9 protein-coding genes and 2 pseudogenes are annotated in these 11,611 nt (G+C 49.6%); 3 read left to right on the top strand and 8 right to left on the bottom strand.

The features are described from left to right. Positions 1–18: 18 nt before the first annotated feature. Positions 19–1,035 (top strand): glycosyltransferase family 2 protein, encoded by a 1,017-nt coding sequence (locus tag DI392_RS09560; protein ID WP_109319681.1) that lies wholly within the window; start codon positions 19–21, stop codon positions 1,033–1,035. 74 nt (positions 1,036–1,109) lie between these two features. On the opposite strand, the gene crp is transcribed toward DI392_RS09560, so the two are convergent. The 5 genes and pseudogenes from crp to DI392_RS09535 all read right to left on the bottom strand — a co-directional run bounded on the left by crp (position 1,110) and on the right by DI392_RS09535 (position 5,204). Then, positions 1,110–1,742 (bottom strand): cAMP-activated global transcriptional regulator CRP, encoded by a 633-nt coding sequence (gene crp / locus DI392_RS09555; RefSeq protein ID WP_100801026.1) that lies wholly within the window; start codon positions 1,740–1,742, stop codon positions 1,110–1,112. 235 nt (positions 1,743–1,977) lie between these two features. Next, complete coding sequence (locus tag DI392_RS09550) at positions 1,978–2,847, bottom strand: phosphoribulokinase (protein ID WP_109319680.1); 870 nt, start codon at positions 2,845–2,847, stop codon at positions 1,978–1,980. Between the two features lie 3 nt (positions 2,848–2,850). Further along, positions 2,851–3,069, bottom strand: a complete 219-nt coding sequence (locus DI392_RS09545) for a YheU family protein (protein ID WP_109319679.1) — start codon at positions 3,067–3,069, stop codon at positions 2,851–2,853. Positions 3,070–3,111: 42 nt separating this feature from the next. Then, complete coding sequence (locus DI392_RS09540; RefSeq protein WP_109319678.1) at positions 3,112–4,092, bottom strand: hydrolase; 981 nt, start codon at positions 4,090–4,092, stop codon at positions 3,112–3,114. Between the two features lie 229 nt (positions 4,093–4,321). Further along, positions 4,322–5,204, bottom strand: a pseudogene (locus DI392_RS09535) (UxaA family hydrolase). A 16-nt stretch (positions 5,205–5,220) separates the two neighbouring features. Here DI392_RS09535 and eda point away from each other — a divergent pair. Next, positions 5,221–5,592 (top strand): annotated as a pseudogene (gene eda, locus DI392_RS09530) (bifunctional 4-hydroxy-2-oxoglutarate aldolase/2-dehydro-3-deoxy-phosphogluconate aldolase); the annotation flags it as partial. Positions 5,593–5,688: 96 nt separating this feature from the next. On the opposite strand, the gene pdxR reads toward eda, so the two are convergent. From pdxR to DI392_RS09515, 3 genes are all read right to left on the bottom strand, one after another. Continuing rightward, complete coding sequence (gene pdxR / locus DI392_RS09525; protein ID WP_109319677.1) at positions 5,689–7,488, bottom strand: MocR-like pyridoxine biosynthesis transcription factor PdxR; 1,800 nt, start codon at positions 7,486–7,488, stop codon at positions 5,689–5,691. 64 nt (positions 7,489–7,552) lie between these two features. Continuing rightward, a complete protein-coding gene (gene gabT, locus DI392_RS09520; RefSeq protein ID WP_109319676.1) occupies positions 7,553–8,827 on the bottom strand; it encodes a 4-aminobutyrate--2-oxoglutarate transaminase in 1,275 nt (424 codons plus the stop codon). 50 nt (positions 8,828–8,877) lie between these two features. Further along, positions 8,878–10,305, bottom strand: a complete 1,428-nt coding sequence (locus DI392_RS09515) for an NAD-dependent succinate-semialdehyde dehydrogenase (protein ID WP_109319675.1) — start codon at positions 10,303–10,305, stop codon at positions 8,878–8,880. A gap of 260 nt (positions 10,306–10,565) precedes the next feature. On the opposite strand from DI392_RS09515, the gene DI392_RS09510 reads away from it, so the two are divergent. Continuing rightward, on the top strand, positions 10,566–11,582 hold the full coding sequence (locus DI392_RS09510) for a TRAP transporter substrate-binding protein (RefSeq protein WP_109319674.1): 1,017 nt from the start codon (positions 10,566–10,568) through the stop codon (positions 11,580–11,582). Positions 11,583–11,611 lie beyond the last annotated feature (29 nt).

The following is an 11,611-nucleotide window of genomic DNA, read 5'->3' as shown; positions in this document are numbered from 1 at the left end:
AGAATGAGAGTACCTAATATGTCGGGGAACAGTATTTCCGAAGCTGATAAAAGCTACGTAGTTAGCGTTGTTGTACCTGTATACAATGAAGAAGAAAGTGTCAGGCCATTGGTTAAAGCGATTGATGAATCGCTGAAAGATGCTGGCTTCGAGTGGGAATTACTGTTGGTTAACGACGGCAGTTCTGACAGAACTCTGCATGTCGCCATGGAGGTGCAGCAGGAGTACGGTAAGCATATCCGTCTGATTGCCCTGCAGAGAAACTTCGGCCAGACGGCGGCGATGCAGGCTGGTATAGAACAGTCTGCGGGTGACTACATTGTAACGCTGGACGGTGACCTGCAAAACGACCCTGCTGATATTCCGAGAATGGTACAGCGCCTGATTGACCGGGACCTGGACCTGCTGGTTGGCTGGCGTAAAGACCGTAAAGACAATATGTTGATCCGTAAAGTGCCGTCACGTATTGCAAACTGGCTGATCGGTAAAACAACCGGCGTTAAGCTGAACGATTACGGTTGTAGCCTGAAAGTGTATCGCGGCAGCGTTATTCGTAATGTGAAACTGTATGGTGAGATGCACCGCTTTATTCCTGCCTGGGTTGCGATTCATGTACCGGTAGAACGTATCGAAGAAGTGGAAGTGAATCACCATGCGAGACAGTTCGGTGAGTCTAAGTACACGATTTCGCGTGTATACCGGGTTATCCTGGACCTGATTTCCGTTATCTTCTTTATGCGCTTCCGTACTCGTCCGTCCCATTTCTTTGGTCCGATTGGTATGGCGTGCGGTGGTATCGGTGCGCTAATGATGCTGATTCTTGGCTTCCAGAAGTTCCTTCTGGGTGAAGAGATTGGTGGCCGCCCGATGCTGATCATCGGTGTACTGCTGATTGTGATGGCGATTCAGTTTATTACCACGGGTATTCTGGCGGAGATCATGAGCCGGACCTATTACGAATCTTCTAATCGCTCAACGTATGAGTTTAAAGAAATTGTCTATCAGGAACCGGAAGAGACAGAGTCGGAATCTTAATTGAGCCGTCATTCGGAATAAAAAAACGCAGCTTATTAAGCTGCGTTTTTTAATAAATGGTTAACAGTACGTTATTAACGGGTACCGTAAACCACGATAGTTTTACCGTGTGCAGAAATCAGATTTTGCTCTTCCAGCATTTTCAGAATACGGCCAACAGTTTCACGGGAACAGCCTACGATCTGACCAATTTCCTGACGGGTAATCTTAATTTGCATACCATCCGGGTGAGTCATGGCGTCCGGTTGTTTTGCCAGATTCAGTAGTGTCTGGGCAATACGGCCAGTCACATCAAGGAAAGCAAGGTCACCGACTTTCTGGCTGGTCACTTGCAGGCGGCGAGCCATCTGTGCAGAAAGACGCATCAGGATATCAGGGTTAACCTGGATCAACTGACGGAATTTTTTGAAAGAAATTTCTGCTACTTCACAAGGAGTTTTTGCACGAACCCACGCCGTACGTTCCTGATCGTCTTCGAACAGACCCAGTTCACCAATAAAGTCACCTTGGTTCAGGTAAGAAAGAATCATTTCCTTACCTTCTTCATCTTTAATCAGTACAGCAACAGAACCTTTGACGATATAGTACAGTGTTTCTGCTTTTTCACCGGCGTGAATCAGCGTACTTTTAGATGGATATTTATGAATGTGACAGTGTGAAAGGAACCATTCTAATGTTGGATCAGTTTGCGGTTTACCTAGAACCATAATTATCTCACTTTATCTGCAGGGTACGCTCAGCAGCCTTCCCTTGGCTACTACCTCAAAGCTATCTAGCATAGGAGGTATTGGGTCAGGCTGCAAGCTACTTAATTTCAGTTAAAAATATTACCTTTTTTTGTAAACGATTTCTTGATTTTGATCGCCTGATTTTTGTGACGCAGTAGGCAAAAACGTGCACATGATCACTCTACAGGAAATCATTTTGAGCTATTACCCTAAATTAACCTATCTTGCCGGTCTCTATTAGCTGTTGTAAAGCCGGGCGGATAATCAACTCCATTGCAAAGCTCATTTTGCCTCCGGGGACTACCAGCGTGTTATGCCGGGACATAAAAGAACCGTCAATCATGGCCAGAAGATAAGGGAAATCGATATTTTTCATGCCCCGCATGCGGATAACCACGAAGCTTTCATCAAGGCTTGGGATTGCCATCGCGCTGAATGGGTTTGAGGTGTCTACCGTTGGAACGCGTTGGAAATTAACATGGGTACGGGAAAACTGAGGGGTAATGTAGTTCAGGTAGTCATCCATAGAACGGACAATCGAGTTCATAACCGCTTCTCTTGAGTGGCCTCTGTCTTGTGTGTCCCGTACAAATTTCTGAATCCACTCCAGGTTAACGATAGGCACCATTCCGATAAGAAAATCGACGTGCTGAGCGACATTGATGTCACCGTCGACGACCCCCCCGTGTAATCCTTCGTAAAAAAGCACATCGGAATCTTCCGGCAGATCCTGCCAGGGGGTAAAGGTGCCCGGCATCTGGTTGTAGGGTACGGCTTCGTCAAAGGTATGCAGGTAACGGCGGAACCGGCCTTTTCCCTCATCACCAAAGGTGCGGAAGAATTGTTCCAGTGCCTTGAAGTCATTGGCCTGAGAGCCGAAATAACTGATGTGCTTACCCTGTTCTTCGGCCTTTTGCACCTCTACGTCCATTTCTCTGCGGGTGTAGCGGTGGAAGCTGTCTCCTTCTACCCATGCGGCCTTGGCTCCCATCATATTAAACATTTTACGGAATGCTTCTGCACTGGTTGTAGTTCCGGCTCCTGACGAACCGGTTACGGCAATGATAGGGTGCTTGGCTGACATAGGTTATTCCTGTAAGTCCTTTCTTAATCTGATATCCACAGTTTCATGAAGTTCCGAAAACAGTACGACTGCTTCACCGGATTCAATCTGGTTTCTGACCTGTTCGACTTTTTTATCCAGAGAGACTTCTTCCATACCGTAATCGGTGCCTTCCCTCAGGATAAACTCGCGGATCAGGTTATCCAGTGTATCCGGGTCAATCTGTTGCCAGGGTATTATCATAATGACTTCTCTCTATTACGATTTTAAGTGTTGCGATGCGTTTTAATGCACATCTGCGTTTAGGTGCTGATAGTAAGCGGGCATTGCCCGCTCGAGCCAGAACACCGGCTGTATTACAGAGCCGGAGACAAACCCCACATGCCCGCCATGCTTAAACAGGCGGTAATGAATGTTGTCCGGCAGGCGAAAGTCCGGCACAACCCGCTGGGTCATAAAAGGGTCGTCCTGTGCGTGGATGACTTGCAGGGGCACAGCGACCTTGTCCAGCACGTGAATACCGGAACACTGCCGGTAATAATCGGCGGCATTGGTGAACCCGTGCAGTGGGGCGGTAATAACGTCATCAAACGCATACAGGCTTTTGAGGCCGGTAATGTCAGTGCGCTGAATACCCAGAGATTCATGCAGCAGCGGTTCTTTTTTCAGGGCATTCTTTTTCAGTGAGTTTAGCAGATATTGGCAGTATACCCGGGAGAATCCCTGCTCAATGCGCTGAGAGCTGGAGGCCAGGTCCAGCGGTGCCGAGACGATGGTAGCGGCATCGACCAGAGGATCATGGCGGTAGGTGGCCAGATAATTCACCAGCATATTGCCACCCAGAGAGACGCCTAATGCGACTTTGTTCTGCTTTGGGAAGTGCTGGTGCAGATAGTTCAGAAAGAAGCGCGCATCGTCGGTTTCGCCGGAATGATAAGCCCGGGCCAGACGATTAGCCCTGCCGCTACAGCCCCGAAAGTGCATCATCACGGCCAACCAGCCCTGTTCCGCGAAAGCGTGCATTAATCCATTCGCGTAAGGGCTATGAAAGCTGCCTTCCAGACCGTGAAACAGGATAAACAGAGGCTTTTCATTTGCAGATCCGTTCATCCATTCTTCGCTCCAGGCAAGATCCAGAAAATCACCGTCGGGTGTTTCCAGTGTCTGAATGACAGGTTGGAAGCGGGGTGCTTTACGGATGAATCTGGGCAGCAGCGTTTGTAAGTGCGGGTTAGCCAATCCCTTCGCCGGAATAAATGTTGTCATAGCGCAAGATTATAAAAGCCTGAATATACGTTATCGTATTTGTTGTTGGTATAGCTCCTGAGTCTGGTGGATTGGCCCCATTAAAGCAAGTTTTACTACGCCAGAATGAGGGGGCGTGCAGTGGGAGAAATGTCGAGTGAAGGGTAAAAATCGACTGGAAGAAAAAGGGGGCATGCCCTACGACAAGAAGGCATGCCCCAGTGGAGATGTCGGTACTATGATATTGGAGCTATAGCGTCACACCATTTTTCCAGATAGCCAGTTCCCGGATATTATTGCTTTCATTCCGGGTGGCTTCTCCGCTGACGACGGCCGCCAGCTTGTCCAGAAATTGCTTTAGCAGATCCAGCATCGAGATCTCGGTTGATACCAGTTGTCCGGCATCGAAATCAATCCAGCGGGGTTTGCGCTGTGCCAGTTCACTGTTGGTCGCGATCTTCATTGTCGGCACAAAACCACCGTAAGGGGTACCGCGTCCGGTGGTGAACAGCACCATATGACAGCCCCGGCTTAGTCAGTTTCTCTGTATAGCCGATGACATCAATCACCTGACTGGAGCCTGCTTTCTGGGTACAGCCGAGAGATTTGTCTTCCAGCGTGGTGATCCCGCCAGCCTTATTACCTGGTGATGGGTTTTCATAGACCGGCAGTCCGTGCTTCAGGTAGTACTCTTTAAAGCCGTTGACCATATCCACCAGCTTGTTAAAGACTTTTTCATCGGCAGCCCGGTTCATCAGAATGGTTTCTGCACCGAACATTTCCGGAACCTCTGTCAGTACCGTTGTGCCACCATGGGAAACCATAAAATCAGAGAATACGCCCAGCATCGGGTTAGCTGTAATGCCGGAGAGACCATCACTGCCGCCACACTCCAGACCAAACTTCACTTCGGACAGCGTGCCGGGTACGCGTTTATCCTGCTGCATGGTTTCCAGTAGCTCACCAAGCAGCTTCACGCCTTGTTCAATTTCGTCGTCATGTTTTTGTGCGACCATAAAGCGCATGCGGGATTCATCATGCTCTGGCTGTCCGGCTTTAAATGGTTCTATCTGATTGTTTTCACAACCAAGACCGATGACCAGCACACCACCGGCATTGGGGTGAGTTGCCATGCTCTGCAGCAGCTTTTTCGTGGTTTCTCCGGGTTTTAATCCTAATACGGTGAAAGCCTGTCAGGAAATCGGCATTGATATTGTTCCTGGTGTTAATAACCCAAGCACTATTGAAGCGGCACTGGAAATGGGGCTGACCACGCTGAAATTCTTCCCGGCGGAAGCGTCCGGCGGTATTCCGATGCTGAAGTCTTTACTGGCTCCGTACAGGGATATTCAAATTATGCCAACCGGCGGTGTGAATCCGAAAAATGTGAACGATTATCTGGCGATCCCCCGAGTGATTGCTTGTGGCGGCACCTGGATGGTGGACAAAAAACTGATTGAAACGGGTGACTGGGAAGAGCTGGCTCGCCTGACCCGTGAAGCGGCCGCTCTGGTGGCATAACCACCTGAACAAATTGTAAATACCTGTTTTTATTGTAGCTCTTACCTTCTATTTTTCTGAAGGGCCTTTGGACCCGGAGTGTTTCCGGGTCTTTTTTTATCTGGCCGGTTGAGAAGGCTCAACCAGCGAAGCCTCTCCGACAGAAAATCCATCCTCGCCAAAGCGTTTCAGAATGTGACCATCCTGAATAATGGTCAGTGTCCGGGTATCGGCGAACTGCCAGTTGCGCCACTGGTAACAGAGCTTATTGTCTTTCACCCACCAGTAGCCCTCATCCACATCGTTAGGCCGGTCAGAGATCCCGGTCATTTTACCGTCGGGCTGGAATGTTATCCGGTAGGGGATATTAAAGCAGTCCTGAGTGAAGATGGCACACCCGGACAGTAACTCACGAATCCGTTGTGTATTGAGCCTTATGCCTGCAGTTTCTTCCAGCCGGGGAACCGGCAGGATCCGTTTCGCCAGTTTTGATAACTGCTTGATTCCTTCGCGGATGTGCTCGGTACGGATGGACTGAAAGCTCAGGCGAAAACTGTTGGTTTTGGCTCCTGCGATGTAGTAACGGCTGCCACAATTGATGAGAATACCGTGAGCTTCCGCCAGTTGTTGTAGTTTAGGGGCATCAAAACCTTCTTTGCAATTAATCCAGAATGACGTACCGGCTAGTGACGGAATCACGCCGGACTGAGGAAAATAGTAATTCAGCGCTTTTTCCATCGTCAGCCATTTTTCCCGGTACCGCTTCAGCATTTTCTGCAATAGCGCATCGTAATAACCAAGGCTGAGAAACAGCGCCATTGTCTGACAGTTATTTTTGGGGGGCAGGCTGTGGGTACGCATCTGCAGGGACTTTATCTGTTTGATCAGTGGCTCAGACGCCACGATATAGCCCAGCCGTAATCCGGGCGCAATGGTTGAAGAAAAACTGGAAATATAGATAATCCGCTCACTGTTATATTCCCCTCTCAGCGCGGGGCTGTGATCTTCTATATAACTGATATCGTGCTCGAAATCATCTTCAATGATCAGCAGATCCTGCTCTTCTGCTTTCTCCATCAGCTTTTTACGCCGCTCTGTCGACAGGCGTACAGTCGTCGGAAACTGATTACTTGGCGTGGTGTAAACCAGCTGACAGGGGTCCAGACGCTCATCGACCTGCATCCCTTGCCGGTCGACATCAATGGGGATGATACTGGCGCGACGGGTCTGAAACTGCTGCAGCGCTTCCGGGTAGCCGGGGTTCTCCATACCAATGGTGCTGTAACGGGAAACGAGCAACTTGGAGATCAGATACAGGCTGTTCTGGCAGCCAAACGTAATCGCAATTTGCTCCGGTTTGACAAAGATGCCTCGTTTCGGCAGTACCCGGGTGCGGATCTGTTCGATCAGATCGTTGTAGTTGCAGTCATTTGAGGTCCACGATTTGTTGTTGACCCGGTTCAGTGACTGGATACTGCATTTTCGCCATTCCGAGGCGGGAAACAGCTTCTCATCGACCAGACCGTTAATAAATTGGTAAGGGGTATTGCTCAGGTTGCTGTGTTGCTCATGATTAAGCTGTTCCGGATCCGTCAACAGGTAGTTGTTCCAGTTCAGGTTATCCTGAGACGTGGCAGCAGGTACTGCTTCCATTTTTGGGGATAGTTCCAGCTCGGGATTTACGAAGTAACCTTTGCGCTCTACGGGAACCAGCAGGCCATCTTCGGTAAGCTGTTCGTAAACTCTTAATACCGTGTTGCGGGAGACTTTCAGGCTCTGGGCCAGCTTTCGGGAAGAAACCAGGCAGGTATCTTTGGGGATAAAACCTTCAGAAATCGCCTGAGAAATACTGCCGCGGATCTGATCCTGCAGCGTCCGGTTATCACTGGGGTCAATCTGTATATAGCTCTGAAGCATGGGGTTCTGGTCTCGTCTGCTGGTTATCGCATTCAGACCAGAACGACCACTTAAATCAGACGGGTTAGCGGATTAATTTCAGCAGTTCCGTCTTAATGATATCTAAGCCTTTCAGAACCAGTTCTGGTTCTATGGTCAGTGGTGGTAAGAATCGGATAACGTTTCCTTTTATACCGCAAGAAAGCAGTATTACTCCCGCCTGATTCGCTTTCTGAACCAATGCCTTGGTCAGGTCAGCAAGTGGCGCACCGGTTTCCGGATCACTGAATTCCATTGCGATCATTGCACCAATCTGGCGAATATCACCGATGTGGGGCACATCTTGCTGCAGAGCAATCAGCTGCTCGCGGAAAAGAGTACCTATCTGTTCTGCGCGTTCGCAGAGCGATTCCTTCTCGATAATATCGATAACTTCCAGGCCAGCAACACAAGCGAGTGGTGAGCCGGCATAGGTGCCGCCTAAACCTCCGGGTACTGCTGCATCCATGATCTCTGCCTTGCCAACAACACCAGAAAGAGGGAAACCGCCAGCGATACCTTTCGCGATTGTCGTGATATCCGGGATAATACCTAAGTGCTCCGAAGCAAACATCTTGCCAGTTCGGGCATAGCCGGTCTGGATCTCATCACAAATAAGGACGATACCGTGCTGGTCACACACTTTACGCAGTTCGGCTACCCAGGTCGCCGGAGCCTGATAGAAGCCGCCTTCGCCCTGTACCGGTTCAAAAATAATGGCAGCCACACGGCTTGGTTCGATATCGCAGGTAAACAGATCGTTTAATGCATCCAGGCTCTGTTGCTCGGAGATATCATGGTAGGCATTTGGAAACGGCAGGTGATAGATTTCATTCGGGAACGGGCCGAATCCGATTTTGTACGGTGCCATTTTTCCGGTCAGACCCATACACATATTGGTTCGGCCGTGGAACCCCCCATTAAAGGCGATAATACCGCTACGACCGGTGTGAGCTCGGGCCACCTTAACGGCATTTTCTACGGCTTCAGCACCGGTGGTCAGGAAGATAGCTTTTTTATCGAAATCGCCCGGGGCTCTCTCGACCACTTTTTCTGCCAGCTCAACAAAGCTGCCGTATGGTGTGACCGAAGAACAGGTATGGCTGAAGTTTTCCAGTTGTTTCTGTACGGCAGCCACAATCTGCGGGTGTGAGTGTCCGGTATTGTTTACTGCAATGCCGGCGGCGAAGTCGATGTACTCTTTGCCTTCCACATCAGTGATAATTGCATTCTTTGCGGTCGCTGCATAAGTCGCGCTCAGGTTTGCCATGCCTTTGGCGACAACCTTGTCCTTGCGAGCCTGCCATTCAGTGTTTGTCATAGCGGTATTCCTTTAAACGTAATTAGTTGAAAATGTCCGTTCGGTTGCAGTTACAGCCCGCCGAAGCAGAGATATTTAATGCTCATGTACTCATCAATGCCTTGTTTGGCACCTTCCCGGCCGAATCCGGACTGTTTTACCCCGCCGAAAGGTGCCACTTCATTGGAGATGATGCCTTCGTTAATGCCGACCATGCCGAATTCAAGTTGCTCTGCAATATGGAATGCCCGGTTCAGGGTGCGGGTATAGAAATAACTGGCCAGTCCGTAGATGGTATCGTTCGCTTTGGTGATCAGTTCGTCATCTTCGCTGAAGCGGATAATTGGAGCGACCGGACCAAAGATTTCGGTCTGAACGATATCCATATCCTGAGTGATATCGGTCAGAATGGTTGGCTGGACGAATAATCCGCCTAAGTCTTCCCCGCCATAAGCGACCGTTGCGCCCTGTTCTTTAGCCTGAGTGATATAGCCGAGGACGTTTTCTTTGGCTTTGCTGTCAACCAGTGGACCGATCTGTACGCCGGGTTCAATGCCGTTACCGACTTTCAGTGCGGCGACAGCGTCGACGAACTTGTCGACAAACTGGTCGTAGACCGAATCCTGCACATAAAAGCGGTTGGCACAGACGCAGGTCTGTCCGGCATTACGGAATTTGGAGGCAATCGCGCCTTTTACCGCTTCATCGATATCGGCATCGTCGAAGACGATAAACGGAGCATTGCCACCCAGTTCCATAGAGGTGCGTTTAACGCTGTCAGCACACTGTTTGATTAACTGGCTGCCCACCTGAGTCGAGCCGGTAAAAGACAGCTTTCTGATATCCGGGTGACTACAGAAGATATCGCCTACCGCTACAGAGGAGTGGTTGTTCACCATCACCAACAGATCCTGAGGGATACCGGCCTGGTATGCCAGTTCGGTGATCGCATAGGCTGACAGAGGCGTTTGATTGGCTGGTTTGGTGATAAAGCTGCACCCTGCTGCCAGCGCTGGTGCGGCTTTACGGGTGATCATTGCTGTCGGAAAGTTCCACGGGGTGATAGCTGCGGCAACACCCACTGGCTGCTTAATCGTCATCAGTCGTTTATTGTCGGTCGGCGCTGGAATAGTATCACCGTAAGTGCGTTTGGCTTCTTCGGAAAACCACTGGATAAAGGATGCACCATAGATGATTTCGCCTTTCGCTTCCGTCAGAGGCTTACCCTGCTCAAGAGTCATTATTCGTGCCAGGTCATCACTGTTTTCAATGACCAGTTCGTACCACCTGGTCAGTAACTTAGCCCGTTCAGCCGCAGGCCTTGCTGCCCATAGCTTCTGGGCAACTTTAGATTTCTCGATAACGTCATGGATATCTGAGGTCTGAAGCGACGGTATATAACCAATCACGGTGTCTGTCGCCGGGTTGATAACGGCAATCGCGTCATCATCAGGACCACAGGTGGCATTAAGCAATGTTTTGTTAGCAATACAATCCATATCGGGCTCTCTAAAACGTAGGTATTTGGGGCGTACTCATGTTGCAAGTTCCTTTTGGCAACACGTTATCGCTATGTTCCAGATGATGTTAGCGAGAAAAAAATGGCTCCCTTAGTACCAGTTAAATCAAACGGGTGGTACCAGAGCCAGCTGGTTTTAAACTGGTACCATCTGAATCTTAAGACTGGTTCTGTTCCCTTGTTTTTCTGTTGGTCATATTGAATGAAGTGAACAGACAAATCAGGAAGAGAGGACGTTCTATGTTTGGTTTAAAAGGAAAGAAATTATTGAAAACGTTGTTGGCTGCATCTCTGGGAGTGAGTGCGCTGACAGCGTCTGTTGCGACTTATGCCGCTGACTATAACTGGCGCTTTGCTAACTTGTATGGTCGTGGTACCGCCTTTGGTGAGGTGTATGAAGATCTGGCAAAGAATATCGAGACAATGTCTGATGGCCGGATCTCGGTTCAGGTTCTGTATTCCGGTGAAGGTGTTGGTACCACTGGTATTTTGAACGCTGTGAAATCGGGTCTGATCACGATGGGGGCACCGTTCCAGTCTATGCATGCCGGTGAATTGCCTGCAGGTGTTGTGGAAATCGGTCTGCCGGGCGGCACGGATGATGTGGGTGAGCTATCTACTCTGTTCCAAGAAAGAGGCTGGGCTGACGTACTGAAAAAAGCCTATGGCGATCAGGGACTGGTCTGGCTGGACCCTTATATTCAGCCACCGGTGTATATCATCACCAAAGAAGAAATTAAGTCGATTGATGACTTCAAAGGCATGAAGATCCGTGCGCCGGGCGCTTACGGTAAGTTTCTGCGTAACCTTGGAGCTTCCCCGGTTTCTCTGGCGTGGAGTGAAATCTACACCTCACTGGCGACTGGCATTATCGACGGTTCCATCGGTTCTAACATGATTGATCACCGCGACGGTAACCACGTGGAAGTGGCGAAATATATGTATCCACTGCCTCTGGCGGGTGCTCAGGTTCTGCCAATTATTGTGAACAATAAAGCATGGAATAAGCTGCCGAAAGACCTGCAGGCGATTGTAAAAGCAGCAACGACCGTGCATGCACAGGAGCAGATGACCAAATCAATTCTTTGGGAATCACAGGCGGTTGCTGATATGGAAGCGAAAGGTCTGAAATGGAGCCCTGCACCATCTAAGGCGGATAAGCTGGCATGGCAACAGGCGGGTAAATCTCTGGCTGCAGAATATGCCGCTGAGGATAAATACTCCAAGCAGCTGATCGATATTCTGGAAAATAAATAACGGATAACACAAGGTGAGCCCCGGCTCAC

The sequence above is a fragment of the Vibrio albus genome (assembly GCF_003144035.1).
Taxonomy (GTDB): domain Bacteria; phylum Pseudomonadota; class Gammaproteobacteria; order Enterobacterales; family Vibrionaceae; genus Vibrio; species Vibrio albus.
The sequence above is the reverse complement of the archived record's forward strand: the minus strand, read 5'-3'. Positions and strand labels throughout refer to the sequence as shown.

Excerpts from the sequence above, each read along its gene's own strand:
- DI392_RS09560 (WP_109319681.1), top strand. The coding sequence starts at position 19 with ATGTCGGGGAACAGTATTTCCGAAGCTGATAAAAGCTACGTAGTTAGC.
- crp (WP_100801026.1), bottom strand. The coding sequence starts at position 1,742 with ATGGTTCTAGGTAAACCGCAAACTGATCCAACATTAGAATGGTTCCTT.
- DI392_RS09550 (WP_109319680.1), bottom strand. The coding sequence starts at position 2,847 with ATGTCAGCCAAGCACCCTATCATTGCCGTAACCGGTTCGTCAGGAGCC.
- DI392_RS09545 (WP_109319679.1), bottom strand. The coding sequence starts at position 3,069 with ATGATAATACCCTGGCAACAGATTGACCCGGATACACTGGATAACCTG.
- DI392_RS09540 (WP_109319678.1), bottom strand. The coding sequence starts at position 4,092 with ATGACAACATTTATTCCGGCGAAGGGATTGGCTAACCCGCACTTACAA.
- pdxR (WP_109319677.1), bottom strand. The coding sequence starts at position 7,488 with ATGCTTCAGAGCTATATACAGATTGACCCCAGTGATAACCGGACGCTG.
- gabT (WP_109319676.1), bottom strand. The coding sequence starts at position 8,827 with ATGACAAACACTGAATGGCAGGCTCGCAAGGACAAGGTTGTCGCCAAA.
- DI392_RS09515 (WP_109319675.1), bottom strand. The coding sequence starts at position 10,305 with ATGGATTGTATTGCTAACAAAACATTGCTTAATGCCACCTGTGGTCCT.
- DI392_RS09510 (WP_109319674.1), top strand. The coding sequence starts at position 10,566 with ATGTTTGGTTTAAAAGGAAAGAAATTATTGAAAACGTTGTTGGCTGCA.